At 71.3% G+C, this 26,297-nt stretch carries 25 protein-coding genes; 13 read left to right on the top strand and 12 right to left on the bottom strand.

Going from position 1 to position 26,297, the window contains the following annotated elements:
• The first annotated feature begins 3 nt into the window (after window positions 1–3).
• The 9 genes from AC1HC7_RS10255 to AC1HC7_RS10295 all read left to right on the top strand — a co-directional run bounded on the left by AC1HC7_RS10255 (window position 4) and on the right by AC1HC7_RS10295 (window position 9,492).
• Window positions 4–1,428 (top strand): type II and III secretion system protein family protein, encoded by a 1,425-nt coding sequence (locus AC1HC7_RS10255; RefSeq protein WP_479497183.1) that lies wholly within the window; start codon window positions 4–6, stop codon window positions 1,426–1,428.
• A 14-nt stretch (window positions 1,429–1,442) separates the two neighbouring features.
• Window positions 1,443–2,069, top strand: a complete 627-nt coding sequence (locus tag AC1HC7_RS10260) for an OmpA family protein (RefSeq protein ID WP_479497184.1) — start codon at window positions 1,443–1,445, stop codon at window positions 2,067–2,069.
• A gap of 540 nt (window positions 2,070–2,609) precedes the next feature.
• Window positions 2,610–3,836 carry a CpaE/TadZ family protein gene (locus AC1HC7_RS10265; RefSeq protein ID WP_479497185.1) on the top strand — a complete coding sequence of 409 codons (1,227 nt, stop codon included), beginning with the start codon at window positions 2,610–2,612 and terminating at the stop codon, window positions 3,834–3,836.
• Window positions 3,837–3,853: 17 nt separating this feature from the next.
• Window positions 3,854–5,278, top strand: a complete 1,425-nt coding sequence (locus AC1HC7_RS10270) for a CpaF family protein (RefSeq protein WP_479497186.1) — start codon at window positions 3,854–3,856, stop codon at window positions 5,276–5,278.
• A 4-nt stretch (window positions 5,279–5,282) separates the two neighbouring features.
• Window positions 5,283–6,245 carry a type II secretion system F family protein gene (locus AC1HC7_RS10275; protein ID WP_479497187.1) on the top strand — a complete coding sequence of 321 codons (963 nt, stop codon included), beginning with the start codon at window positions 5,283–5,285 and terminating at the stop codon, window positions 6,243–6,245.
• A gap of 206 nt (window positions 6,246–6,451) precedes the next feature.
• Window positions 6,452–7,432, top strand: a complete 981-nt coding sequence (locus AC1HC7_RS10280) for a type II secretion system F family protein (protein ID WP_479497291.1) — start codon at window positions 6,452–6,454, stop codon at window positions 7,430–7,432.
• Window positions 7,429–8,046, top strand: coding sequence for a hypothetical protein (locus tag AC1HC7_RS10285; protein ID WP_479497188.1), 618 nt, complete (start codon window positions 7,429–7,431; stop codon window positions 8,044–8,046). Before AC1HC7_RS10280 ends, AC1HC7_RS10285 begins: the two co-directional genes overlap by 4 nt.
• Complete coding sequence (locus AC1HC7_RS10290) at window positions 8,043–8,957, top strand: tetratricopeptide repeat protein (RefSeq protein WP_479497189.1); 915 nt, start codon at window positions 8,043–8,045, stop codon at window positions 8,955–8,957. Before AC1HC7_RS10285 ends, AC1HC7_RS10290 begins: the two co-directional genes overlap by 4 nt.
• 34 nt (window positions 8,958–8,991) lie before the next feature.
• A complete protein-coding gene (locus AC1HC7_RS10295) occupies window positions 8,992–9,492 on the top strand; it encodes a prepilin peptidase (RefSeq protein ID WP_479497190.1) in 501 nt (166 codons plus the stop codon).
• Window positions 9,493–9,520: 28 nt separating this feature from the next.
• Here the strand turns inward: AC1HC7_RS10295 and AC1HC7_RS10300 are convergent, their stop codons facing one another.
• From AC1HC7_RS10300 to AC1HC7_RS10310, 3 genes are all read right to left on the bottom strand, one after another.
• Window positions 9,521–11,338 carry a hypothetical protein gene (locus tag AC1HC7_RS10300; RefSeq protein WP_479497191.1) on the bottom strand — a complete coding sequence of 606 codons (1,818 nt, stop codon included), beginning with the start codon at window positions 11,336–11,338 and terminating at the stop codon, window positions 9,521–9,523.
• Window positions 11,339–11,471: 133 nt separating this feature from the next.
• Complete coding sequence (locus AC1HC7_RS10305; RefSeq protein ID WP_479497192.1) at window positions 11,472–11,648, bottom strand: hypothetical protein; 177 nt, start codon at window positions 11,646–11,648, stop codon at window positions 11,472–11,474.
• Between the two features lie 121 nt (window positions 11,649–11,769).
• On the bottom strand, window positions 11,770–13,509 hold the full coding sequence (locus tag AC1HC7_RS10310; RefSeq protein ID WP_479497193.1) for a hypothetical protein: 1,740 nt from the start codon (window positions 13,507–13,509) through the stop codon (window positions 11,770–11,772).
• A 218-nt stretch (window positions 13,510–13,727) separates the two neighbouring features.
• Between AC1HC7_RS10310 and AC1HC7_RS10315 the strand changes: the two genes are divergently transcribed.
• Entirely contained in the window at window positions 13,728–15,032 is a 1,305-nt protein-coding gene (locus AC1HC7_RS10315; protein ID WP_479497194.1) for an ATPase, read from the top strand.
• 41 nt (window positions 15,033–15,073) lie between these two features.
• Here the strand turns inward: AC1HC7_RS10315 and AC1HC7_RS10320 are convergent, their stop codons facing one another.
• The 4 genes from AC1HC7_RS10320 to AC1HC7_RS10335 form a co-directional block, all read right to left on the bottom strand.
• Window positions 15,074–15,772 (bottom strand): TIGR04282 family arsenosugar biosynthesis glycosyltransferase, encoded by a 699-nt coding sequence (locus tag AC1HC7_RS10320; RefSeq protein ID WP_479497195.1) that lies wholly within the window; start codon window positions 15,770–15,772, stop codon window positions 15,074–15,076.
• 255 nt (window positions 15,773–16,027) lie between these two features.
• Window positions 16,028–16,798, bottom strand: a complete 771-nt coding sequence (locus tag AC1HC7_RS10325; RefSeq protein ID WP_479497196.1) for a class II aldolase and adducin N-terminal domain-containing protein — start codon at window positions 16,796–16,798, stop codon at window positions 16,028–16,030.
• Between the two features lie 180 nt (window positions 16,799–16,978).
• Window positions 16,979–17,656 carry a TIGR04283 family arsenosugar biosynthesis glycosyltransferase gene (locus tag AC1HC7_RS10330; RefSeq protein WP_479497197.1) on the bottom strand — a complete coding sequence of 226 codons (678 nt, stop codon included), beginning with the start codon at window positions 17,654–17,656 and terminating at the stop codon, window positions 16,979–16,981.
• Window positions 17,656–18,900, bottom strand: a complete 1,245-nt coding sequence (locus tag AC1HC7_RS10335; RefSeq protein ID WP_479497198.1) for an MFS transporter — start codon at window positions 18,898–18,900, stop codon at window positions 17,656–17,658. Before AC1HC7_RS10335 ends, AC1HC7_RS10330 begins: the two co-directional genes overlap by 1 nt.
• A gap of 252 nt (window positions 18,901–19,152) precedes the next feature.
• Here AC1HC7_RS10335 and ygfZ point away from each other — a divergent pair, with 252 nt between their 5' ends.
• On the top strand, window positions 19,153–19,965 hold the full coding sequence (gene ygfZ / locus AC1HC7_RS10340) for a CAF17-like 4Fe-4S cluster assembly/insertion protein YgfZ (RefSeq protein WP_479497199.1): 813 nt from the start codon (window positions 19,153–19,155) through the stop codon (window positions 19,963–19,965).
• 91 nt (window positions 19,966–20,056) lie between these two features.
• Here the strand turns inward: ygfZ and AC1HC7_RS10345 are convergent, their stop codons facing one another.
• Window positions 20,057–20,929, bottom strand: coding sequence for an SDR family oxidoreductase (locus AC1HC7_RS10345; RefSeq protein ID WP_479498989.1), 873 nt, complete (start codon window positions 20,927–20,929; stop codon window positions 20,057–20,059).
• Between the two features lie 61 nt (window positions 20,930–20,990).
• Here AC1HC7_RS10345 and AC1HC7_RS10350 point away from each other — a divergent pair, with 61 nt between their 5' ends.
• On the top strand, window positions 20,991–21,737 hold the full coding sequence (locus AC1HC7_RS10350) for a hypothetical protein (protein ID WP_479497201.1): 747 nt from the start codon (window positions 20,991–20,993) through the stop codon (window positions 21,735–21,737).
• Between the two features lie 237 nt (window positions 21,738–21,974).
• On the opposite strand, the gene AC1HC7_RS10355 is transcribed toward AC1HC7_RS10350, so the two are convergent.
• From AC1HC7_RS10355 to AC1HC7_RS10370, 4 genes are all read right to left on the bottom strand, one after another.
• Entirely contained in the window at window positions 21,975–22,619 is a 645-nt protein-coding gene (locus AC1HC7_RS10355) for an extensin family protein (protein WP_479497202.1), read from the bottom strand.
• 13 nt (window positions 22,620–22,632) lie between these two features.
• Entirely contained in the window at window positions 22,633–23,658 is a 1,026-nt protein-coding gene (locus AC1HC7_RS10360) for a prephenate/arogenate dehydrogenase family protein (RefSeq protein ID WP_479498990.1), read from the bottom strand.
• Window positions 23,655–24,761: a histidinol-phosphate transaminase gene (hisC, locus tag AC1HC7_RS10365; RefSeq protein WP_479497204.1), complete on the bottom strand. Its 1,107-nt coding sequence runs from the start codon at window positions 24,759–24,761 to the stop codon at window positions 23,655–23,657. Before hisC ends, AC1HC7_RS10360 begins: the two co-directional genes overlap by 4 nt.
• A gap of 182 nt (window positions 24,762–24,943) precedes the next feature.
• Complete coding sequence (locus AC1HC7_RS10370) at window positions 24,944–25,759, bottom strand: ABC transporter permease (RefSeq protein WP_479497205.1); 816 nt, start codon at window positions 25,757–25,759, stop codon at window positions 24,944–24,946.
• 292 nt (window positions 25,760–26,051) lie between these two features.
• Between AC1HC7_RS10370 and AC1HC7_RS10375 the strand changes: the two genes are divergently transcribed.
• Window positions 26,052–26,297: GcrA family cell cycle regulator (locus tag AC1HC7_RS10375; protein ID WP_479498991.1), on the top strand; the 246-nt coding region annotated here is incomplete at its 3' end.

Here is a 26,297-nt window from a genome sequence, read left to right on the forward strand (position 1 = left end):
AGTATGAAGGTGTTGCGTATCGCAGGCGTTGCCATGGCCATGATGGCGGCGCTCGCATCCGGAGAATCCGGAAAGGCGTCGGCGCAGTCCGGCGTGCTGAAAGTCGCGAGAGGCGCGGCGGCGCGGGACGTGTCGGTGAACGTGAACCGCGCGGTCGTGCTGGAAGCGGCGGAGGCCTTCGCGGAAGTGTCGGTCGCCAATCCGGGGATCGCCGACGTGGCGGCCCTGTCGAACAAGACCATATACATTCTGGGCAAGAAGGCGGGCCGCACCACGCTCACGCTGCTGGGCAACGGCGGGCGGCTGATCGCCAACGTGACGATTCGCGTCGCCCCCGATCTGGCGGAATTCAAGACCCGCCTGCGCGAAATCCTTCCCGGCGAACCGATCGAGGTGCGCACCGCCAATGACGGCGTGGTGCTGTCGGGCGTGGTCTCGGGCGTGGCCAAGCTGGCCCGCGCGGTGGAGCTGGCCGAGCGCTACGCGCCGGGCCGGGTCACCAACATGATGTCGGTGGGCGGCACCCAGCAGGTGATGCTGAAGGTGCGCTTCGCCGAGGTGCAGCGCAACGCCTCCAAGGAGCTCGGCTTCAACTGGTCGATCGGCTTTGGCGGCGGCAATTTCGGCGTCGATCTGGGCAGCGGCGACTATCTGCGCCCCGGCAACCTGCCCGGCACGCCGGTGGATGGCGGGCTCAGCACCGGCTACCGGTCGAGCTCGGGCTCCGACGGCATCCTGCGCCTGGGCTATTCGGCGGGCGGCTTCATCGCCAACGTCGCCATCGACGCCATGGAGGGCAAGGGGCTGGCGCGCACGCTGGCCGAACCCAATCTGATCGCGCTGTCGGGCGACGCGGCGTCGTTCCTGGCCGGCGGGTTCTACCCGATCCCGGTGGCCGATTCCGACGGGCAGATCTCCATCGACTACCGCCCCTTCGGCGTGTCGCTGGCCTTCACCCCGACGGTGGTGGACGACGATCTGATCAATATCGAGATGACCGCTGAGAGCAGCGCCATCGACGCCTCGATCGTCGTGCAGGGCAACGGCATCGCCTATAACGGCTTCTCCACCCGGCGGGCCGAGACCACGGTGGAGCTGCGCGACGGGCAGAGTTTCGCCATCGCCGGGCTGCTGCAGGACAGTTTCGTCGACAACGCCAACCAGATCCCCTGGCTTGGCGACGTGCCGGTGCTGGGCGCGTTGTTTCGCAGCACCGATTTCCAGCGCCGCCAGACCGAGCTGGTGATCATCGTCACCGTGCATCTGGTGACGCCGACCACCGAGGACGCGCTCAGCCTGCCGACCGACCGGATCAAGATCCCCAGTGAAGCTGAGCTGTTCCTGTTCGGAAAGATGGAAGGAGACCCCGCGATGCGCGAGGTCGCCGGCCAGAATTTCGAAGGGTCCTACGGCTATGTGATGGAGTGAGCAGAGTGTCGCGTATGCATATCATCCTTTCGTTCGCAGCCGCCGGCTTGCTTGGCGCCTGCAGCGACCGCGCGGCGGGCTACATGCCCGGCGAAGCCGATTTCGGCGCCGCGCATCAGTCGAACATCATCACCCACGCCGCCTACGCCTATGCGGACAGGCGGTTGGTGGCGCTGTCCGACAAGTTCCGCCGCGAGGCGACCGACACGGTGAATTTCGCCTTCAACGGATCGACCCTCGACGCCGAGGCGCGCCGGACCCTCGACGCCCAGGCGGCGTGGCTGAAGGCCAACCCCACCGTGCGCATGCGGATCTACGGGCACACCGACAAGGTGGGGCCGGATTCCTACAACAGCCGGCTCGGCTTGCGCCGGGCCCGGGCGGCGGTGCGCTATCTGTCGGGCAAGGGCGTGGCGCGCAACCGGCTCGACGCGGTGGAGAGCCGCGGCGAAAGCGAGCCGCTGATCGACACCGAGGAACGCGAGCGCCGCAACCGGCGCGCGGTCACGGTGGTTCAGGGCTTCGCGCAGGGTTATGTGGGCGATGGCATGGACGGCAAGCGGGCGGCGCTGGGCTACAAGGAATACATCTGGGACGAGCTGGAGGCGGCTCAGGCCGTGAAGCTCGCCGGCGGCCAGTAGCGAGGACCGATAAAGCGTGCGGTCGGCGCCGCGGCGCCGACCCGAAATGCGTAGCGTGCGCCGTCGCGCCGCGCGTCCGCTGATCCGCCCCGCGTCGCCGGCCCGCCAGCGGACCGGAAACGGGGCGAAAGGGCGCGCGTCGCGGCAGGATTTGATGAGGAGTCGTGCGTCCATGCCTGGACAGCAGCGAAGGCGGGCCGGGGCGGGTCCCGGAGCGCCGGGCCCCCTGCAGGAGCGGACATCCGACGGGTCGCCTGAGCGGGGCCCTGGCCGGGCGATCGGGCGGAAGGCCGGCCGGGCGCCGGGCGTCGCGGGACAGCGCCGCCGTCTCCATGCTATCATCGTCGACCGAGCCGGCCGCGCCGCGGGGGGTGCGGGCGGGGGCGCGATCGCCGCGCCGGGCGCGGCCCGGCGCGAACCGCATCGCGGCCCGGATCAAGGCCCCGATCAAGGCCCGAACCAAGGCCCGAACCATGGACCGCGTCGCGGCCCGCGCCCGCGCGGCGATGTGCGAAACACTGAAAGAAGAAGGCCCTAAGCATGCAGTTGCGCAGACTCAAGCCCAAACCGGTGGAACTGTTCGCGGTGGCGGACAATTTCGCGGTGTTCCAGGGCATCGGCGAGGAGCTGGACGCGGAGTTCGCCGATGAGGCCTGGGCGCCCATAGGCTTTGCGGAAATGCGCAAGCTGCTGGCCACCGGCGCGCCGGACACGCTGGAATTCGTGCTGCTGGGCGTGGACAGCGCCGACGAGGGCCGCCTGAAGGAGGTCGCGACCCTGGTGGCCACCGTCAAGGCCGCGAAATTGCCGCTGATCCTGCTGGCCAAGGACATCAGCCCCGCCGCCACCCACGCGCTGCTGCGCGCCGGCGCCGATGATTTCCTGCCCTACCCGGCCCCCGAGGACGCGCTGACCGAATGCCTGGAGCGCGTGCGCAACCGCGCCGCCGGCCTTGGCGCCGAGGCCGGCGAGGGCAAGGGGCGCGGGCGGCGCGGCGTGGTGCTGCCGGTCTACGGGGTTTCGGGCGGGGTCGGATCCTCCACCTTCGCCGCAAATCTGGCCTGGGAGCTGGCGATCGAGACCAGAAAATCCAACAAGCGGGTCTGCGTGATGGATTTCGATTTCCAGTACGGGTCGATTTCGACCTATCTGGACCTGCCGCGCATGGAGGCGATCTACGAACTGGTCTCGGAAAGCGATTCCATGGACCATGACGGCCTGGCCTCGGCGCTCACCAGCTACAAGAAGCGCCTCGCGGTGCTGACCGCGCCCATGGACGCGCTGCCGCTGGACATCATCGGCCCCGAGGATGTGAAGAAGCTGCTCGGCCTGGCCACCCATTCCTACGATTTCGTGGTCGTGGACATGCCCACGACCCTGACCCACTGGACCGAGACGGTGCTGCACGTGGCCGAGACCTTTTTCGTGCTGATGGAGATCGACATGCGCTCGGCGCAGAACATGCTGCGGTTCCTGCGCGCGCTCCGGGCCGAGGACCTGCCGCTGGAAAAGCTCGATTTCATCATGAACCGGGCCCCGAGCTTCACCGACATGGGCGGCAAGGCGCGGGTCAAGCGCATGGCCGAGAGCCTGGGCATCGACTACGCGATCATGCTGCCCGACGGCGGCAAGGCGGTGTCCCAGGCCTGCGATCAGGGCGCGCCGCTTGAAACCAGCGCGCGCTCCAACCCGCTGCGCAAGGAAATTCGCAAGGTGGCGAAATCCATCTCCGACTCCGTTGAAACCGCGCAGGCCGCGATCGCCTAGCCGCCGAAGGGACCCGGATGTTCAAGCGTTACCAGAAACCCGCCGCCGCGCCGCCGCCGCCGCCGATTCAGAAGCCCAAGGCGGCGACGAGCGAGCCCGGCAAGCGCGTGCGTCGCCCCGAGGCGGCGGCGGCGGAGTCCGGCGGGGAAAGCCGCGACAGCAAGCGCCGCCAGCGGCTGCTCAGCGTCAAGGTCGACCTGCATCGCCGGCTGCTGGAGACGCTCAATCTGGCGATCATCGACAAGGTGCCCGAGCCGGAGCTGCGCCGCGAGGTCGCCGCCATCACCCGCGAGGGGCTGCGCGACATGGGCATGGTGCTGAACGCGCAGGAGGCCGAGCAGCTTACGTCCGAACTGATGGACGAGGTCACCGGGCTCGGCCCGCTCGAACCCCTGCTGAAGGACGATTCGATCAATGACATCCTGGTCAACGGCCATGCGCAGGTGTTCGTGGAGCGCGACGGCAAGCTCGAGCTCACCGAGGTGGAGTTCAAGGACAACAAGCACCTGCTGCGGGTGATCGACAAGATCGTGTCCGCCGTCGGGCGGCGCGTCGACGAAAGCCAGCCCTGGGTGGATGCGCGGCTCGCCGACGGGTCGCGCGTCAACGCGCTGGTGCCGCCCTGCGCGGTGGACGGGCCGCTGCTGTCGATCCGCAAATTCTCCAAGGAGCCGCTGTCGATCGACAAGCTGATCGCCTTTGGCGCCTTCACCGAGGAAATGGCCGCCTATCTGCAGGCGATCGTCTCCACCCGGCTGAACGTGCTGGTGTCCGGAGGCACCGGGTCGGGCAAGACCACCACGCTGAACGCGCTGTCGAGCTTCATCGACAACAACGAGCGCATCGTCACCATCGAGGACACCGCGGAGCTGCAGCTCCAGCAGACCCATGTGGGTCGCATGGAGAGCCGCCCCCCCAACGTGGAGGGCAAGGGCGAGGTCAGCCAGCGCGACCTGCTGAAGAACGCCCTGCGCATGCGCCCCGACCGCATCATCGTCGGCGAGACCCGCGGCGCCGAGGTGCTCGACATGCTGCAGGCCATGAACACCGGCCATGACGGGTCCATGACCACCATCCACGCCAATTCGGCGCGCGACGCGGTGGGGCGCATCGAGAACATGATGCTGATGTCCGGGGTCGAGATCCCGCTGCGCGCCACGCGGTCGCAGATCGCCTCGGCGATCAACGTCATCGTGCAGGTTTCGCGCCTGTCGGACGGGTCGCGGCGCATGGTGTCGCTGTCGGAGATCACCGGCATGGAGGGCGAAGTGGTCTCCATGCAGGAGATCTTCAAGTTTCAGCGCGAAGGTATGGACGAGAACGGGCGCATCACCGGCGGTTTCTACGCCACCGGCATAAGGTCGACCTTCGCCGACCGATTCGAGCAATGGGGCTATCGTTTGCCCAACGATATCTACAAGCCCAACCGACGACTGGGATAACCGCATGTCCATCGAGCCGCTCATCTTCGCCTTCATCTTCATCGGGGTTCTCCTGATCGTCGAGGGCATCTACCTGCTGGCCTTCGGCAGTTCGGCGCGGCGCGCCAGCAAGGTGAACCGCCGCCTGCAGCTGCTGGAGAAGGGCGAGGACCCCGAGGACGTGCTGACGCAGCTGCGCAAGGAGCGCGAGCAGCATCTGGGGTTCAATTCGATCCCGCTGATGTCGCCGCTGTTCGAACGCGCGGCGCAGGCCAACATCCCGTGGTCGCCGGTGACCATCAGCGGCATCATGGTGGGCGCCATGGCGCTGGTCTTCGTGCTGCTGACATATTTTTCCACCGCCGCCGCGCCGGTGCGCGCGCTGGTGGCCGTGGCCATGGGCTACGGGGTGATGTTCATCTGGCTGCGCAACCGCGCCAAGAAGCGCATCGCGCTGTTCGAGGAGCAGCTGCCCGACGCCATCGAACTGATGGTGCGCTCGCTTCGCATCGGCCATCCCATGTCCTCGGCGATCGCCATCGTGGCGCAGGAGATGCAGGACCCGCTGGGCACCGAATTCGGCATCATCGCCGACGAGAGCACCTACGGCATGGACATCACCGAATCGCTGACCCGGCTGGCCGAAAGGGTGGCGGTGCAGGATCTGCGCTTTCTGGCGGTGGCGGTGATGATCCAGAGCCAGTCGGGCGGCAACCTGGCGGAGATCCTCGAAGGGCTGTCCACCGTCGTGCGCTCGCGCTTCAAGCTGTTTCGCAAGATCAAGGCGATCACCGCGGAGGCCCGCTGGTCGGGCTGGTTCCTGTCCATGTTCCCGATCATGGCGCTGATCATGGTGCAGCTGATCCGCCCCAACTACTATGACGGGGTGATCGATCATCCCATGTTCGTGCCGGCGTCGATTGCCGTGGCGGTGATGTTGATCATCAACATCCTGTTCATGCGCATGATGGTCAATATCAAGGTCTAGGGGGGGCGCGCGTGACACAGCCCCCCCGATACGCCGCGCGAAGATGCGGCTGGCGCGGATCCGCGCGCCGCGCGATCGGCGTCGCGGCGGCCGGCCCGGCGGCGGCGCTGGCCTCTGCCGGCGCGGCGCTGGCCCAGCAGGCGGGCGAGGCGGTCGCGGGGGCCGTGGCGGCGCAGCCGCTGCTGGCGCCGGCCTCTCGGGTCACGGTGATCGACCGGGGCATCGGCTTTCTCACCGAGACCTTCGGGCCGCTGGGCCCGGTCTATGCGCTGGCGGCGGTGGCGGCCTTCCTGATCGCCTCGGCGACGCCGCTGCTGCTGAAGAAGAAGGCCGACCCGATCGACAAGCTCGGGCGCCCGCGCACCAACCGCGCCAACCCCAAATCCCGCGCCGAGCAGGTGCAGAAGCTGCGCTACGACACCGGGTCGGGCAAGCTTGACGCGCTGGCGCCGTATCTGGAGCCCAAGGACGAGAAGGAACTCGGCACCATCCGCCAGACCCTGCTGCAGGCCGGCTACCGGTCGCGCGGGGCGGTGCGCACCTTCTATCTGGCGCGCGGGCTCGGGGCGATCACGCTCACCCTGTTCGCGGTGATCTATCTGGGCCTGCGCGATCAGCAGGTGGAGATGACCACCTATCTGATGGTCGCCGGCGGGGCCATGGGGCTGGGCTATCTGGCCCCCAACTACTGGGTGACGCGGCGCAAGCAGGGCCGCCAGGAGGAGATCGGCGACGGGTTCCCCGACGCGCTGGACCTGATGCTGATCTGCGTCGAGGCCGGGCAGTCGCTGGACCAGTCGCTGATGCGGGTCTCGGCGGAGATCAAGCACGCCCACGGCGCGCTGTCGGAGGAATTCGAGATCATCTCGGTGGAGATGCGCGCCGGCAAGGACCGCGCCGCGGTGCTGCGCGATTTCGCCAACCGCTCCGGCGTCAACGACATTTCAAGCTTCGTGACGGTGCTGATCCAGTCCGCCACCTTCGGCACCTCGGTGGCCGAGGCGCTGCGGGTCTACGCCGCGGAAATGCGCGACAAGCGCCTGATGCGGGCCGAGGAAAAGGCCAACGTGCTGCCCACCAAGCTGACGCTGGGCACCATGTTCTTCACCGTGCCGCCGCTGATGCTGATCCTGATCGGCCCGTCGATCATCGACATCATCGGCGCGCTGTCGGGGTTCAACAAGTGACCGGCGCCGATTCGGGGCGCGGCCCCCGGGCGTTGGCCCGCAGCGTTGTCGCGGCGCTCGCCGCCATGACGGCGCTGGCGGGCTGCGAGGCCGGGCGCGGCGTCGACCTCGCCGCCGCCGCCGGCGGCCCGCCGGATCTGGCGCGCCCGCCCAGCGGGGTCAGCGCCTCGCAATACGGGATGCGGCTGCTCAACGACAACCAGCCGGACCTGGCGCTGAAGGCCTTCGGCATCGCCATGGTCAAGGAGGGCGCCTCGCTGCAAACCCTGGCCGGGATCGGCGCCGCCAATGTCAGGCTCGGGCGGCTGCGCCAGGCGCGCAAGATCCTGATCCGCGCCAACGAGATCTACCCGGACAGCCCGGTGCTGCGCAACAATCTCGGCGTCGTGCTCTACGATCTTCGCGACTACGAGAGCGCCCGCCAGCAGTTCCGGATCGCCTTCGCCCTGTCGGACGGCGCGGAGGCGGAGATCGAGCACAATATCGGCATCGCCCAGAACGGCGTCGCCCGCATGGAGGCGCTGCAGCCCCGCCCGGTGTTTTCCCCCTACACGGTCGTGCCGCTGGGCTACGGCCAGTTCTTTCTGCTCAAGCAAGGAGAGGCGTCCCTATGAGCTCCACCGTGCGCATCCCCGCCCGTCCCGCCATCCGGCGTCTGGCCGCGCCGCGGGGCTCGACGATCCGGCTGCTGCTGGCGCTGGCCGGGGTCCCGGCGCTTGCGGCCTGCGGCGGGCATGTCACCGAGGAGGACAAGGCGGTTGACCTGCGCACCAACGCCATCGACGAGCTGAACCTCAACGACATCATGCTCACGGTCGCCGATCCCGGCGACGCGGTGACCTATTTTCGCGACGCGCTGGGGCGCGAGCCCGATCGCGTCGACCTGCAGCGCGGCTACGCCTATTCGCTGATGCGCGACAAGAAATATCCCGAGGCGCGGCTGGCCTTCCGGACGCTGGTCGACAGCGGCGCGGCCGAGAACGCGGACCGGGTGGAATACGCCCTGACCCTGGCGCGGCTCGATCAATGGGACGATGTGGGCGCCCAGCTCGGCGCGCTGCCCAGCAGCTATGTGAGCGCGCGCCAGCTGCTCATCGAGGGCATGCTGTCGGATTCGCGCGGCGAGTGGGACCGCTCGGACCAGTATTACGAAAAGGCCCGCTCCATGACCACGCAGCCGGCGCCGATCTACAACAACTGGGGCGTGTCGAAGATGGCGCGCGGCGACATGAAGGGCGCGGAGGCGGCCTTCGAGCAGGCCATAAACTATGATCCCAACATGTTCAGCGCCAAGAACAATCTGGCGATTTCCTACGGGCTGCAGAAACAGTATCGCCTGCCGCTGGTGTCGCTGAGCGAGGAGGAGCGGGCGATCCTGCTGCACAACCTGGCGATCATCGCGCTGCGCCAGGGCGACAAGGGCGTGGCGGTTGGGCTGCTGACCCAGGCGGTGGAGACCCACCCCCGCTATTTCGCCGCCGCCGCGGACAAGCTGAAGGCGCTGGAAAAGGTGGCGAGCAACTGATCGGCCGGCGGGCGGCAAGCGGACCCGTCGCGCCATGATCGCGCAGACCGGAGTTTCGGCCGAGCTGGCGGCGCTGATCGCGGCGGCGCCGTTCATGCTGGGCGCGATCTGGTGGGATCTGCGCCAGATGCGCCTGCCCAACTGGCTGACCCTGTCGGCGGCGCTGGCGTTTCTGGCCTACGGGGCGCTGTTCCTGGACTGGAGCGATTGCGGCTGGCGGCTTCTGGGCGGCTTGCTGGTGCTGGCGGTCAGCATGGCGATGTTCTTCACCGGGCGCATGGGCGGGGGCGACGGCAAGCTGCTGGCGGCCTCGGCGCTGTATGTGCCGGCGGGCGACGCGGCGCCGGCGATGATGCTGCTGTCCTTCTGGCTGCTGAGCGGCTACGGCGCGATCTGGCTGCTGCGTTCGCTGCTTCGCGGCCGGGCGACGACGGGGTGGGCGGCGCTGGCCCCCGGGGCGCGCTATCCCATGGGGGTGTCGATCGGCGCGGCGATGATCTCGTATCTGGCGCTGCGGGTCTGGGTCGCCGGCTAGGGCCTTGCGGCGCGACCCTGAAGCCCGATCAGGGGGACGTGCGTTCGAAAATCACCCAGTCGGGGGTTTCGAGCGCCGCCCGCACGGGGATCCGCGCGGCGGCGATTTCATCGAGCACCGCGTTGCGGCCCTTGACGTTGGCGGGGCAGCGCGGGACCGCGAGCAGGTCCATCTCGACCAGTTCCACGCCCAGCGGGGCGTAGCGCCAGATCTGCGCGCCGCGCTGCATCGGCGCGCCGGCGATCAGCCAGACCGGGTTGGTGAGGTCGGCGGTCAGCACCTTGCGGCCCTTCAGCGCCGGGTCCGCGGCGATCATGGCGCCGACCTCGTAGACCAGCGCTTCGTATCCCACCGCCGCGGCGCAGTCGGGAAAGCGCTTGCCGGCGAAGCGGCGCGGGCCGGATCGCGGGTCGGCGGGCTTGACGGGCGGCGATGCGCCGGGAGGGGCGGACAGGGTCGGATCCGGGGCCAGCGCCGCGGTGGGCGCGATGCCGCGGGCGTTGCCGCGCTGATCCTCGAAATACAGGTTCGGCGCGCCCTGCGCCGCGAACAGCGCCGCCTTGCCCTCGCCGCGGGCGCTCCAGCCGCCGAACAGGCTGCGCTCCAGCGTCATCAGGCCGGGCAGCTGCAGGAAGGCCAGGCCGATGGCCAGCACGCGCAGCGCCGCGGGCGCCGGGAGCCCGAAGGCGCGGGCCTTGCCGGAGGCGCGCTGCGCCAGCGCCAGCAGCAGCGGCGCCGCCGCCAGCGCGCCGGTCAGGTGATTGCCGAAATTCTGCCAGGCGATGAGCAGCAGCGCCGCGGTCGCGGCGGCCCAGATCAGCGCCTCGCGCCGCAATCCGGCGCGCAGCAGGATCAGCGCGGCGATGATCATGGCGATGGTGACCGGCGCGGCGTCGGGGGCCGCCGCCAGCTGGGCGAGGGGCTTGCCCGGCGCGGGGCGGACATCGGAGTTCAGCACCGTCCAGAGATCGGCCCAATAGGCCGTGACCGCGCCGGCCCAGGCGGCGGGTCCGGTTTCGGGCGCTGCGCAGAGCGCCGCGATCGCGATCATCAGCAGGGTCGCGAAAACCAGGCTCAGCCCCGCCGCCCGCCAGCGCCGGAAGGCGAGCGCCCAGAGCAGCCAGACCGGAGCCAGCATCGCCGCGTAGGTGATCTTCATGAAGATCAGCGCGGCGCCGAGCCCGCCGATGACCAGCGCGTCGCCCAGGTCGATCGACAGGTCGGGCCGCCGCGCGCCGGCCGCGCCGCGCGGCGCCAGGATCAGGATCGGGATCGCCAGCATGAACCCCGCCCAGCCCCAGCGGTTGTAATGCATGGCGTAGCTCAGCCCGTCGGAATCCGGGGCCCAGACCATGGCGGCGGCGAGGGTCATGGCGCTGGCCCCGAGCGCCAGCGCCTGGCCGAAGCTCAGCCGCGTCGCCGCCAGCCACAGGGTCAGCGGCGCGCAGAGCGCCATGATGGTGAGATTGGCCAGCGCGAAGGCCTGCGCCGGCGGCGCGCCCCACATGGTGATCGGCAGAAAGGCCAGCGTGCCCAGCGGCGTGGCGAAGTCCTGATGCGCCCGCTCGCCCGCCGCGATGCGCGCCAGCGCGTCCAGCATGTGCAGCACGTCGGCTTCCATCTTGGTCATCAGCAGCGCGCCGGGGCCCAGCAGCACGGCGGCCTGGATCGCGCCGAACAGCGCCAGCAGCAGCGCGAGCTGCGCAAGCCGGGACGCGGGGCGCGGGGCTTGGACCGGCGTTGGACCGGGGGTTGGGCTGGGATTTGGGCTGGGATTTGGGCTGGGGCGCGCGCCGCCGTCGGCCGGGGGCGCCACGGGGGCGACGAGGGGGTCAAAGCTGTTCATGGCGACTCATCCGCAACGCTACGCAGGCCTGTTTGATTTCTAGCGGATTTCGTGGCGCGCCGCGGCTTAATTTTCTGTTCATATAGCTTTGCGAATTGCGCAGCGCGCGGGGGCGGCGTCACGGGCCAGGGGCTCACCCTTCGGTGGCCGGCATGGCGCCGATCTGCCAGCCGAGGAAACCGGCGACCCGGTTGAGGCCTCGGGTGAAGCCGGCGACGGCGGGGGCCGCAAGCGTCAGCGCAAGGAACGACCAGCCGACAACCGCAGCCCAGAGGCCGAGCGGCGCCCAGAGGAATCGCCGTGACGTCACGGGCGCGCCTGCATGGGGAAAGTCTGGGGCGTCATGGCGGTCTCTCTGAACCTGGCCGGCGGCGGCGGAGCGGATGCGCCGTTCAGCATAGGCGATCGCGGCGCGGCGCGCAAAATCGCGGCTAACGCGTTGGGGTTCCTTGGGATGGAGGGGGTCGGGATGGCGGCGTCTGGGCGAGGATGGTCCATTGGCCTTCACGCGCGACGCGCCGCCATGGGGCGGCCATGGCCTCGGCCTCGCGCAGGATCGCCTCGCGCGCCGCCGGCGATCGCGGGCAGTCGGGGATGGCGAGCAGCGCCGCGCCGGCCAGCGCCGGGCCGAGGGGGCCGTAACGCCAGAGCTGCGCGCCGCGCTGCATGGGCGCGCCCGCATAGGCCCAGACCGGGTTCACCACATCCGCCGTGGTCACGGTTTTCCCCGCAAGGTCGGGACGCGCGCGCAGCATGGCGGCGAGCGCCAGCGTCGCCGGGACGATGCCGTAGCCCTGATCGCAGGCGGGGAAATCCTGCCCGAAGGCCCGTGTCGGCGGCGCGGCGGGCAGGCGGGTCCAGCCTGCGGGGTCGGCGGGTTCGAAACGGATGTCGAGGACGCCATGGGATGCGAGCGCAGGGCGCAGGCGATCGCCCATGCGCCAGGCGACGAGCAGGCTGGCCTGCGCCGCCAGCAGCGCCGGCAGCGCCAGCGCCGCCAGTCCGGCGGCGAGCATGGGGGCGAGCATTGCGGCGCGCGACGGCGCGCGCCCCGGGTCGCGACGCGCCGCCAGCCCGTCGGCGATGCGCGCCGCCAGCGCCCAGAGCATGGCGGGCGCGGCGATCATCCCGGTCAGTCCGTTGCCGGCGTTCTGCCAGGCGAGCAGGATGAGCGCGACGGTCATCGCCGCCCAGAGCGTCGCCTCGCGGCGCAGCCCGGCGCGCCACAGCAGCGCCGCCGCCGCCGTCAGCGCCAATGTCGCCGGCGCCTGCGCGGGCGAAAACGCCGTCTGGAACAGGGTCATGCCGGGCCAGGGCCGGGCCCCGGACCGCGCCGCCGCGGCGAGGTCCCCGACATAGCCGGTCATGGTCTCGACGCCGCCGAACGCCATGCCCAGCGCCAGCGCCGCAGCGATGCCGGAAGCCGCGGCGACGCCGGCCGCCCGCCTGCGCCGGAACGCCAGCAGCCAGACCAGCCACAGCCCCGCCAGCGCTGCGGCGAAGGTGATTTTCAGCCACAGCAGCAGGGCGCCGGTCAGCCCCAGCGCCAGCCCGTCGATCCAGTCGGCGCGGCTTTTTGCAATGGCGGTCGCGCGGCATTCCGGCACGGCGCGCTGTCCGGACTCCGCCCTGCGCCCAGTCGCAAGACCCGCGCCCGGCGGCATGACCAGCAGGGGCAGCAGCGGCGTGAACAGCGCCCAGCTCCAGCGATTGTAGTGGGGCGCGAGGCTGGCGCCGGATCCGCCGCCGCTCCACAGCCAGGCCAGCGCGGTCAGCATCGCCCCGGCGCCCAGCAGGAAGGCCGCGGCCGGTCGCATGCGGCTGGCGGCGAGCCACAGCGTCAGCAGCCCGGCCGCCGCCGCCATTGCGGCGTTGCCTGCCGCCACCGCCATGCCCCAGCCGGGTTCGGCCCCCAGCGCCCGGCCGAGCCGCGCCAGCGCCGCCGGGGCCTCGAAGGCGAGCGCCCCCACCGGCGTGGAAAAATCCGCATGCGCCCGCTGGCCCGCCGCGATCCGCGCCAGCCCGTCGAGCAGGTGCAGCGCGTCGACCGGGGTCTTGGTGACCGGCGCGAAGCCGGGCGCGAACAGCAATGCGGCCTCGAAGGCGGCGAATGCCAGCAGCGTCGCCGCCAGCCCGCCCATGCGCCCTGTTGCGCCTGTCTTGCCGGTCACCGCCAATCGCCCTCCCTTGCGCGCGCCAGTCGCGGCGGCCGCCCGCGCCCGCCCTGTCGCGCCGGCGGCATTGCCGCGCATTCGATTCAAACTAGGCGCGCGCGGCGGGACTGTCATGCGCCTTGGCCCTTGCGCGCGGCGCGAATGTCCGCTTGACTCGTCGCGGCCGGGCGCGCCCGGCGCCAATGAGTTCCCTTTCTGTTTCAGCGGATGCGTTCATGACCGTGCAAAGCCAAGACCTGACCTATGCGCCGATGGCGCCCCAGACCGTCGCCGAGACCGGCCTCAGCCTCGAATTCCTGGTCGAGCTTGCCTGCAAGGTGATGTATCGGCGCGGGCTCAATTCGCTGTCGGACGTGTGCAGGGTCACGCGGCTGTCGGGCGTGGTGATGTCCGAAGTGTTCCAGAGCATGCGCGACGACCGGCTGATCGACACGCTGGGCCAGCTCGGCGGCGACATGCGCGCCGAGATGCGCTACGAGCTCACCGAAAAGGGCCGCTTCTGGGCGATGGAATCCATCGCGCGGGTGGATTACGCCGGGCCCTGTCCGGTGCCGCTGGACCTGTTCGAGAAGGTGGTGAAGGCGCAGTCGGTGAAGGATCACCGCATCACCCGCGAGCGGCTGGTGGACTCCTTCGGCGATCTGGTGCTGCCCGACGGGCTGATCGACCGTCTCGGCCCGGCGGTGAATTCCGGACGCACGATCCTGCTCTACGGCCCGCCGGGCAACGGCAAGTCAAGCTACGCGCACGCGCTGGCGCGGGCCATGGAGGGCAGCATCCTGGCCCCGCACGCGATCCATGTGGATGGCGAGATCATCCTGTATTTCGATCATAACGTGCACCGCCCGATCGGCGATCCCGACGACATCTCGGCCGAGGATCTTTATGGCGCCGACGCGCCCGATCTGCGATTCATCGAATGCATTCGCCCCTCGGTGGTGGCCGGGGCGGAGCTGACCATCGACATGCTGAACCTGCGGTTCAACGCCTCCAGCCGCACCTATCAGGCGCCGCTGCACCTGAAGGCGGCGAACGGGGTGCTGATAATCGACGATCTGGGCCGCCAGCGCGAGACGCCCCAGGAACTGATCAACCGCTGCGTGGTGCCCATGGAGGAGGGCGTGGACTATCTCAGCCTGACCTCGGGGCTGAGCTTCCAGGTGCCGTTCGACACGCTGATGATCTTTTCCACCAACATCCCGCCGGCGGAGCTGGTGGACGGCGCCGGGCTGCGGCGGATCTACTACAAGATCCTGATCGAACGTCCCAGCCGCGAGGATTTCATCAAGATCTTCCTGCGCGTCTGCAAGCGCTACGAAATCATCCCCAAGGAGGAGGCGATCGCCCATATCATCAACGAGCTCTACGCCTCGACCAATATCGACTTTTCGGCCTATCACGCGCCGTATCTGATCGATCAGACCCTGGCGGCCTGCGATTTTCACGGCGTGCCGCGCGAGCTGATCAACGCCTTCATCGACGAGGCCTGGGATAACCTCTACGTCGACGAATCCGCCTGAGGCGCCGCCCGACGGTCCGAAATTCAGGCGCCGCGGCGCCGTCAGCGGCGCAGGCGCGGCTGGGCCCGTTCCGCGTCCACATGCGCAATGCGCCGCTCGGGCGAGGGGGGCTCGACGCCCCCCGAGGCCGGCTTGCCCGACCCGGGGCGCAGCGCCTGCAGATCCGCGAACCTGTCGACGTCTGAAAGCGTGTCCGCGAAAGCCACGCGCCGTCCCGCGAGGGCGACCAGCGAATCGGCGAGCGCGTGTTCGCTCGACCAGCGCACGTTCTCGAACAGACCCGCCGGCGTCGCCGCCCCGCCATGGGCGAGGCCGACCAGCCAGAAACCGCCGTCGGTCGCCGGGCCGAACACCGCCCCGGCGTCGCCGAGCAGCCCGAAGGCGCGGGCGATGCGTGACGGGGTGATGTCTGGAATGTCGGCGCCGATCACCAGGGCCGGTCCGCGCGGCGCCGCGCGCAGCGCGCGCGCCATGCGCGCGCCGAGATCGCCCGCGCCCTGCGGCATGCGCGCCGCGCAGGCCGGCCAGACCCGGCTCTCCATGCCCTCGCGATCCGGCGAAACCGCCAGCACCGTCTCCCATCGCGGATCTCGCGCCAGGCGGCGGATCAGCGATTGCGCCTGATGACGGAACCACCAGGCGGCCGCCACAGGGCCCAAATCGGCGGCAAGCCGGGTCTTGACGCGGCCCGGGCGCGGTTCCTTGACGAAGATCGTCAGACGCGGGCGGGTTCCGGTCACGAAGCGCCCGGCGGCGCCGCCGAGGCGCCGCGGGTCCGGGCAAGCCCGGACCGTTTCGCGCAAGCGCGAAACCCGGCGGGCAAGCCCGCCGTCGCGGCGCGCGCCCAGACCTGAGATCGGGCGCTTTCGGTCAGGCGGCGCGGTTGGGCGGCGCCGCCCGGCGGGGCGCGTCGCGGCGCGGGCGGCGCATCGCGGCGGGGCGCTGGGGGACGCTGCGCCGGTTCTGAGGCGATCGGGACGGTCACCGGCTGACGCTCAACCTGCGTAATCGGCGTTTTCGGCGTCAAGCAGCAGGCGCAGCTCGCGCAGATGCGCCTGCGCCGCGCTGGGATAGTCGCCGGCCTCCTGCGCGGTCTTTTCGGCGATCTCGTCGGACAGCACCCGCAGGGGGCGCCCGGTGGAAAGCGCGGTGATGTAGGTTTCCGCCGCGCGCTCGAAATAATACAGCGTGTTGAAGGCCTCGGCCACGGTGTCGCCGATCGCCAGCACGCCGTGATTGCCCATCACCAGGATTTTCACGCGCGGGTCGCCGAACAGGGCGCAGACGCGCTCGCCCTCCTCCTCGAAGGCCAGGCCGCCGTAGTTTTCATCTATCGCCACGCGGTTGAAGAACATCGCCGAATTCTGGTCGACGGGCGGCAGGCGGCTGTCCGCCAGCGCGGCCAGCGCGGTGGCGTATTTCGAATGCACATGCAGCGCGCAGCGCGCATGGGGCAGGTTGCGGTGCAGCGATCCATGCAGCCCCCAGGCGGTCGGATCGGGGGCGTCGGGGCGGTTCGGGGTGTCGGGATCGTCGGCGTCGATCTCGATCAGGTCCGAGGCGCGGATGCGGGCGAAATGCATCTGGTCCGGGTTGATGAGGAACCGCTTGTCCCGCCCGGTCATCACGCTGAAATGGTTGGCCACGGCCTCGTGCCAGCCGAGCTTCACGGCCCAGCGGAAGGCGGCGGCGAGGTCGGCGCGCAGCTTGGCGTCGGCATTGGCGCCGATGGCGGCGGAGGCCGGGCGGGGCGATGGCGTGGGCATGGCGGGTCTCCCTGTGGATTCACGCCAGAGTGCGGCGCGGGCGGCGCGGGCGCAAGCGTCGGCGCGACAGGCGCGCGTGGTTTTTACGACTCGGTCGGGGCGCTGAACCGGCGGGGCGCATGGCCGGCGCCGCCCTTGGTCGGCGCAAACTTCAACGCCAGCCGCCAGCCCGGAAATCGATCAACGGCGATAGCGGGCGGCGAGGCGTTCGGGCGAGGCGCCCAGGACGAACAGCGCCTGGTTGCTCAGGTTGCGCAGCCCGCGCCGCAGCCAGCCGTCGCGCAGGTAGCGCGCGGCGCTGGTGGTGGCGCTGGCCGCCAGCGGGCGGGTGGGCAGGCGGCGGACCAGGGCCAGATCCTCCATCAGCGGGATCTCGGGATAGCCCCCGGCGGCGCGGTAGCGCAGGGCCGAGACCAACAGCCCCTGATCGCCGAACGGCAGCCCCAGCGCCCGGGCCCGCAGATTGCCCCAGCCCGCCGCCAGCGCCGCCGCGGCGCCGGGGGCGTCGAAGCGCAGCCGGAACCAGCCCGCGGCCTCGGGCGCCGCATTCATGTGCGCGCGCACGGCGCCGGCCCAGCCCGGCGACAGCACCGTGTCGGCATGCAGGAACAGCAGCCAGTCCCCCCGCGCCGCCCGCGCCCCGGCGGCAAGCTGCGCGCCGCGCCCCGGCGGCGTGCGGATCAGCGTCGCGCCCACCGCCTCCGCGACCTCGGCGATGGCGTCGCGCGAGCCGCCGTCGACGATGATCACCTCGCGGATCAGCCCCTCGGTGAGCGCCTCGCCCAGCGCCCCGAGGCAGGGGCCGATGGCGTCGGCGGCCTCGAGCGTCGGGATGACGACGGAGAGCGGCGCCGCCATCAGCCCCGCCCGAGCCGGCGCATGCGTTCGAGGATCAGCACGCCGGAAACCCCGGTCAGCGCGAACACGATCATGACCGGGGTCACGGTGCTTTCCAGCGCCGCGCCGCCGATGCCGGCGATGACCACCCCGATCAGGGTGCCGATGGCCGCCAGGATCGACGAGGCCGACCCCGCCTTGTTCCCCATGGGCGCCAGCGCCAGCGCCGACATGTTGCCGTAGAGCAGCGCGAAGCAGCTGATCGGGATCGCCATGACGCCCATGTAAAGCCACAGCGGCGGGACTCCGTCAAAGGCCAGCGCGAAGACCGCGGCGCCGAGGATCGAGGCCAGCGTCCAGATCTGCATCCCGGCGCGCACCACGCGGATGGCGCCAAAGCGCATCACCAGCCAGGCGTTGGCCAGCGACACCGCGCCGTAGGTCAGCGACAATCCGCCGAAGGCGATGGGCAGCAGGGCGCCGAGCCGGTAGATGTCGCCGAATATCTGCTGCGCCGAACCCAGATACAGCGCGAAGGCCCCGAAGGCGCCGCCGAGCGCCAGCGCGTAGCCCAGCGTCGCCGGGTGGCGCAGCGATTCGGCCAGCGTCGCGATCATGGCGCGCAGCGAGAAGGCGCGCCGGTGTTCCGGGCGCAGGGTCTCGGGCTGTGCCAGCGCCATCCAGGCGGCGGTGGCCAGGCATTGCGCGATCAGCACCCCGAACACCCAGCGCCAGCCGGCGACGGCGACCACCAGTTGCCCCAGCAGCGGCGCGGCGAACACCATGAGCACGAAGGCCGCCGTGGTCAGGGACACGATCCGCGCCATGGCGTCGCCGCTGAACCGGTCGCGGGTGATCGCCAGCCCGACCACGCGGAGCCCCCCGGACCCGAACCCCTGCAGCAGCCGACCGGCGATCAGGGTTTCGAAGCTTTGCGCCGAGGCCGACAGCGCCCCGCCGGCGATGAATATGGCGAAACCCAGAAACGCCGCGCGTCGGCGCCCCAGGCTGTCGGCCACCGGGCCGAGCAGCAGCTGCGATCCGGCCATGCCCGCGAGCACCGCGAACACCACCCATTGCCGCCGGTTGGGATCGGCGAGATCCAGGTCCCGCGCGATCAGCCCCAATGCGGGGATGACGATGTCGGTGGAGAATGCGTTGAGCGCGCCGAGGCTGGCGATCAGCGCCACGAAGGCCAGCGTGCCCTGTGCGCGGGGGGCGCAGGCGCCCTGCGGGATCGGCTGCGGCGATGATGTGGGCGGCATGGCGTCGGGCTCCGGCCTTGGATCGGCGCGCGCAATGTCCTCGCTGGCCAGGATGCGCCGTCTTTCGTAAGGGATGGTTACTAACAGGGGGCGGCGCGCGATGCGACGCCAATGTTTGCAATCGGGGATCGGCGACGCTTTTTGTGCAGGGCGGATCCCGATCCGCCATTGCCGCGGCGGCGAAGATGCGCCTTGATTGCCGCTGCGCCCCGATGGCGAGGCGCGGATGACGCAAAGAAACGGGAGGCCGGCATGACCGAAGCCAAATCGCCGCGCGGCCTCGTCGCCGATCGCGCGGTGCTGCGCCTGTCGGGGGCCGAGACCCGGCCGTTCCTTCAGGATCTGGTCACCAATGACGTCGCCGGGATCGACTCCGGCCCGGTCTACGCGGCGCTGCTGACGCCGCAGGGCAAGTATCTGTTCGATTTTTTTCTTGTCGCCGATCCCGAGGATCCGGAAGCGGCGCTGATCGACGTGGCCGCCGATCGCGCCGGGGCGCTGGCGCAGCGGCTGGCCATGTACCGGTTGCGGCGCAAGGTGGCGATCGGCGAGGCCGGGCTGGGCGTGGCGCTGGTCTGGGGCGAGGGCTGGCGGGAGGTCCCCGGCGCGCTGCCCGACCCGCGCCACGAGGCGCTTGGCGGGCGCGTTTACGCGGCGGACCCGGCGGCGGCGCTTGCCGGCGTCGCGCCCGCCGCCCCCGAGGCGCGCGCCGCGCTCAGGGTGCGTCATGGCGTGCCGGCGAGCGGCGTCGATCTGATCCCCGATGACAGCTATGTGCTCGAAGCCGGGTTCGAGCGCCTGCACGGCGTCGATTTCCGCAAGGGCTGCTATGTGGGGCAGGAAATCGTCGCCCGCATGAAGCACAAGACCGCGCTGCGCAAGGGGCTGGCGCGGGTTGCGATCGACGGCGAGGCGGCGCCCGGGGCGGCGCTGCTCGCCGAGGACGGCAAGCCGGCGGGGGTTCTGGGCTCGGTGGCGGGGGATCGCGGGCTGGCGCATCTGCGATTCGATCGCGCCGGCGGCGTCATGCGCGCCGGGGACGCGGTGGTGAAACGCATCGACTGAACGGCGCGCGCCGCTTGCGGCCCCTTGCGGGGCCGGCCCCCCGGAGGCGGTCCCACCCGCCCGCCCGCCGCCTCCGGGGGGCGGGGGCGGCTCAGCGCCCGGGTTCCGCGGCCAGCAGGGCGGCGAGGCCGCTGCGGTAGTCGGGATATTTCAGCTTCACCCCCAGATCGGCTTTGATGCGGGCGTTGGCGGTGCGCTTGCTTTCGGCGTAGAAGCTGCGGGCCATGGGGGTGAGCTCGGCCTCGGCGAAGGGGATCGCCGGGGGGACCGGCAGGTTCAGCAGCCTTGCGGCTTCCTCGATCACCTCTTCGGGCGGCGCCGGGTCGTCGTCGCAGACATTGTAGGCGGCGCCCGGGTCGGGTCGGGCCATGGAGGCGCGCAGCACGCTGGCGATATCCTCCACATGGATGCGCGAGAACACCTGCCCGGGCTTGACGATGCGCCGCGCGGTCCCGGCGCGCAGCTTGGCGAAGGGGCCGCGCCCCGGCCCGTAGATGCCCGCGAGCCGGAACACATGCACCGGCAGCCCGGTCTCGCGCCACAGATCCAGCCATGCATCCTCCGCCGCCGCGCGCAGCTTGCCGCGGGCCGTCGTCGGGCGGCGTGCGGCGGTTTCGTCGATCCAGGCGCCGCCTCGGTCGCCGTAGACGCCGGTGGTGGACAGGTAGCCGACCCACTGGAACCGTCCGGCCCGCGCGGCGATGGCCGGGCGCAGACGCGCCAGCACCGGGTCGCCTTCCTCGGCGTTGGGCCCGGCGGAGATCAGCAGATGGGTGGCGGCGTCGAGCGCCGCCTCCGGCTCGCTCAGCGGCCAGATCAGGGGCGTCGCGCCCTCGGCCTGTATGGCGCGCGCGGTTTCGGGGTCGCGCACCGTGCCCAGCACGGTCCAGTCGGGCGCGGGCAGACGCCGGGCCAGGACGCGGGCGCTGTAGCCATGGCCGAAACTGAGCAGGGTGCGGGTCATTTGCGTCTCTCCCAAGTGGCCGCTAGGGTCCGGGCCGCACCATAGGGAGCCCTGACGGAAAATGCGATTCACCCCTGCGCTTTGCCTGGGCGCCGCCTTCGCGGCGCTTGCCTCCTCGCCGCTGGCCGCGGCTCCGATCCGCGATTATGCCGACTGCCTGGCGCTGCTGGATCGTGATCCGGGCGCGGCGCGCGAGGCGGCGGGCGAATGGCGCCGGTTCGGCGGCGGCGCCCCGGCGGGGATCTGCGAGGCGCTGGCGCTGTCGGCGCTGGGCGCGCGGGCCGGCGCGGCGCTGCGGCTCGACGCGCTGGCCGGCGACGGGCTGGCGGGGCTCGGCCCCGAGCAGCGGGTGGAGGCGCGCAGCCTCGCCGCCGATCTGTGGCTGGCCGAGGATCTGCCGGATCGGGCGCTGAAATCGCTGGCGGCGGCGCTCGACATCGCGCCGGGCGATCCGGCGCTGCTGGGGGTGCGGGCGCAGGCCCATGCCGCCAAGGGCGACTGGGACGCGGCGATCGCCGACCTCAACGTGGCCATCGCCCGGGCGCCCCGGGCGGCGGGGCTGCATCTGCTGCGCGCCGAGGGGCGGCGCGGGCGCGGCGATTTTGCGGGCGCGCTGCAGGACGCGGAGGCGGCGATCGCGCAGGTCTCCGGGTCCCCGCGCGCCTGGCTGGAGAAGGGCCGCGCCGAGGCCGGGCTGAAGCGCCGCGACGCGGCGCGCGAAAGCCTGCTGCGCGCGGTGGCGCTGGATCGGGACGGCCTCGACGCGCAGGCGGCGCGGCGGGCGTTGCAACGCCTCGACGGCGGGTAGGTCTCAGGGGACCGGCCGGCGTTCAATCGTCGCGGCGCCCAAAAAACCGCCACGCTCGCGCCGCCCGCCACCTCCCCGCAACCCTCAATGAAAACCCGAAAAAAGCCCGCCGCAGGCGCCCGATGCGGCGCAGCCGCGAGGGCTCCGCCAAACGGGAGGTCGCCCCGCGAGGGGCGGCCGACGGGCGGGAGCCTTCGGCCTCGACATCGCGCGGAGCGCGTCCCGGCAACCGAAGGGTCAGCGGCAGACCGGGCCGGCGGCGCGGCTCGCGGTGTCGAGGTGAAAATGGTTTCGGTGCATGGCGTTGTAGTCGGGGCCGAGCACGGTGCCGAACAGGCCGCAGGCGGCGCGCCAGCCGGCGCGCAGGAACCGCCCCTCCGCGCCGCGTCCCCAGCCTTGCGTCAGGGTCACGCGCCGCCCGTCCGACAGGATGAAACCGGACAGGTCCATGGCGTTGCCCGCGGCGTGTTCGGACAGGCGCCCGCCGGGGCGGTTGTTGCGCGGGCGGCAGGCGTAGCCGCCGCTCGGGGTGATCGCGACCAGGGTTCGGGACAGCTCGCGTTTCGCCGCCGGGGCCGGGCCGCGTTCGATCCAGTCGGCCAAGCGGCGCGCGGTGCGGCAATTCACCGTGACCGGCGGGATCAGCGCCACGCCGAACGCGCGGCCCAGCTCCACCGGCGCGGGGACGCCGCAATAGCCGGGGCCGGGGATCGGGGCCAACACGCGCCCGCGCAGCCGCGGATCGCCGCAGATCTTCTTGTATTGGGCGGGGGCGTTCGGGGCCGGGGGCTGCGCGGCGGCGGGCGCGCTTGCGGCGACGAGGGTCACGATCGCCAGCAGCGCGGCCCATGCCGGGCGGCGGCGGGCGCGGGGCGCGGTCATGCCCGCGCCCGCCTCAGTCTTCGCCGCCGCCGCCGCCGCCAGCAGTGCCGCCGCCAGTGTCGGCGGCGCCGGCGGCGGCGGCGTTGGCGGGGGGGCGCGCCGGACCCGGCGCGGGGGCGCCGCGGCCGAAATCCGGGGCGCTGGTGTCCTGGCCGGCGTCGATGATGCCGCGCCGGATCGCCCGGGTGCGGGTGAAATAGTCGAACAGCAGATCGCCGTCGCCGGTGCGGATGGCGCGCTGCAGGGCGAACAGTTCTTCGGTGAAGCGGCCGAGGATTTCCAGCGTCGCCGCCTTGTTGTTGAGGAACACGTCGCGCCACATGGTCGGGTCGGAGGCGGCGATGCGGGTGAAGTCGCGAAACCCGGCGGCGGAGTATTTTATCACCTCGGTGGAGGTCACCCGGCGCATGTCGTCGGCCACGCCCACCATGGTGTAGGCGATCAGATGCGGCGCGTGCGAGGTCACCGCCAGCACCAGATCGTGATGCCCGGGGTCCATTTCGTCCACATGGGCGCCGCAGCCCTCCCACACCCCGCGCAGGCGGGCGACGGCGCGGGGGTCGGAACCCTCGGGCGGGGTGAGGATCACCCAGCGGTTGTCGTAGAGTTCGGCGAAGCCCGATTCGGGGCCGGAATTCTCGGTGCCCGCCAGCGGATGCGCGGGGATGAAATGCACCTGCGGAGGCAGATGCGGGGCGATGGCCTCGATCACCGCGGCTTTCACCGAGCCGGCGTCGGACAGGGTGGCGCCGGGCTTCAGCGCCGGGGCGATGTCGCGCGCCACCGCGCCCATGGCCCCGACGGGCACGCAGAGCATCACCAGATCGGCGTTTGCCGCCGCCGCGGCGGCGCTGTCATGCACCGAATCGCAGAATCCGAGCTTTCGCGCGATGTCGCGGGTTCTGGCCGAGCGCGCGTGCCCCGCGACATGACCCGCCAGCCCGGCGCGGCGCAGCGCATGGGCGAAGGACGAGCCGATCAGCCCCAGGCCGATCAGCGCCACGCGGTCATAGACCGGTTTTCCGGCCGGCGCGGTCATCGGGCCTGCGCCATGAAACCGGCGGCGATTTCGGCGACCAGCCGGCAGGCGGCTTCGTCGCCCACTGTGATGCGGATATGCGCGGGCAGCCCGTAGCCCGCCACCTTGCGCAGGATCACGCCGCGGGCCTTGAAGAAGGCGTCGGCGGGGTCCACCCGGTCGGCGCCGAATCTTGCGAGCAGGAAATTGGCGTGGCTCGGCAGGGTGGGGATCCCGGCGCGGGCCAGCTGCTTGGCCAGCCAGTCGCGCCAGACCTCGTTGGCGACGGCGCAATGGTCGCGGTAGTCGATGTCGCGGATCGCCGCTTCGCCCGCCGCCAGCGCCGGGGCCGAGACGTTGAACGGGCCGCGCATGCGGTTGAGCGCGTCGATAACGTGATCCGGCGCGAAGGCCCAGCCGAGCCTGAGCGCCGCCAGCCCGTGGATCTTCGAAAACGTTCTGGTCATCACCACGTTGTCGCGGGCCGCGACCAGCGCCGCGCCGCCGTCATGGCCGGGCTCGCGCACGTATTCGGCATAGGCGCCGTCGAGGACCAGCAACGCCCGCGGGGGCAGGCCGGCGGCGAGCCGCGCCAGCTCCGACCGGTCGATCATGGTGCCGGTGGGGTTGTTGGGGTTGGCGACGAAGACCAGCCTGGTGCGCGCGGTGCAGGCGGCGAGCAGGGCGTCCGCATCGGTGCGGAAATCGGTTTCCGGAGCGGCGACCGGGGTCGCGCCCGCTGCGCGCGCGCTGATCGGATACATGGAGAAGCCATGGGCGGAGTGCAGCACCTCGTCGCCCGGCCCGGCATAGGTCTGGCACAGCAGCGAGATGATCTCGTCCGAGCCGGCGCCGCAGATCAGGCGCGCGGGGTCGAGGTTTTCGACCTCGGCGATGGCGGCGCGCAGGCGCGCATGGCCGCCGTCGGGATAGAGCGCGAGGCCGTCGGCGGCCTCGCGATAGGCCTCGCGCGCCTGCGGCGAGGGGCCGTGGGGGTTTTCGTTGGAGGACAGCTTGATGACGCGGTTGGCCCCGGGGACGGCGCTTTCGCCGCCGACATAGGGCGCGATGTCGAGCACGCCGGGCTGCGGGACGATGGTCGGGTGCGGTTGCGTGGCGGTCATCGAAGGGTCCTCGATCTGCGGTCAGAGGCTTCTAACGCCTTGATTGCGCGCGCGCCACCGCCTTTGCGCCGCGTCAGTCAAACGGCGCCCGCCTGCGGCGGGCATTCCCCTTGCTGGCGCGGGTCGCGAGGTTTCGGGGTTTCGCCGGCGCCGCGGGCGTTGCCGGAGGGCGCGCGCCGGGGTCAGGGCTTGAGGCGGCCGCCGCTGGCGAGCAGCCGCCAGCACAGGGTCCAGAGCAGGGCGATCAGCCCCAGCGACACCGCGAAGCTGGTCCAGGGCGCGGCGTCCGAAACCCCGAGCGCGCCGTGGCGAAAGCCGTCGATCAGGTAGAAGATGGGGTTGGCGCGGCTGATCTGGCGCAGGGGGTCGGGCAGGATGGAGATCGAATAGAAGGCCCCGCTGAGGAAGCTCAGCGGGGTGATGACGAAATTGGTGATCGCCGACATCTGGTCGAATTTTTCGGCGAAGATCCCCGCGACCACCCCGGTCAGCGCCATGATCAGCGCGCCGGCGAAGGCGAACCAGAGCAGCCAGAGCGGCGCGACTGGCCAGACGCCGCCCAACGAGAACGCCGCGATCCCCGCCGCCGCCGCCACCGCCATGCCCCGCGCCACGCCGCCGAAGGCCAGCCCGGTCAGCAATTCGCCCGGGCTGAGCGGGGGCATGAGCGTGTCCACGATGTTGCCCTGGATCTTTGACACCAGAAGCGAGGACGAGGTGTTGACGAAGGCGTTCTGCAGCACGGTCATCATCACGATCCCCGGGGCCAGGAACGCCGCCACCGGGACGCCGGACGCCGGGGCGGCGCGCCGCCCCGCCAGCGCCACGGTGAACACCGCCATGAACAGGGTCGCCGTCACCGCCGGCGCCAGCAGGGTCTGGGTCCAGACATTGAGGAAGCGCAGCGTCTCGCGCTTGCAGAGCGTGGCGAGGCCCAGCGCGTTGACGCGCCCGAAGCGGCGCTGGCCCATGGCGAGGCGGGGGCGGGTGGCGGACATTTCGGGGCCTCGTCGGTCTGGGCTGGGGCGGGGCGGGTCTGGCGGGCGCCGGGGAGGGAAGGGGCGGGGCGGGGCGCGATCCGGCTTCGCTCTCCGGTTTCGACCCGTGCCGCCCGCGCCGCGACGGCGTCGCGCAGGGGAACGCGGCGGCCCCCATCTTGTAACCGCCGCGGGGAGGGTTACAATAGGGGGGAAACGCAAATCGCGGATTTCCCGTCATCGCGGAGGATGGGCGGCCACCAAGGCCGGGGGCAGGCCGTTGCCCCGATCCGGCAAGCAGGAGTGACAGCGCATGTCGTGGACCGACGATAGGGTCGAGGCGCTCAAGACCATGTGGGGCGAGGGGCGCAGCGCCAGCCAGATCGCCAAGGCCCTGGGCGGCGTCACCCGCAACGCGGTGATCGGCAAGGTGCATCGCCTGGGCCTGTCCAACCGCGCGGCGGCCGGCAAGCCCGCGCCCGAAGCGGCGGCGTCCGCCGCCGCCAAGCCGGCGGCCAAGCCCGCCGCGAAGTCCGCCGAGCCCGCCCCGCCCCGCCCC

It is taken from the genome of Oceanicella sp., assembly GCF_056449545.1.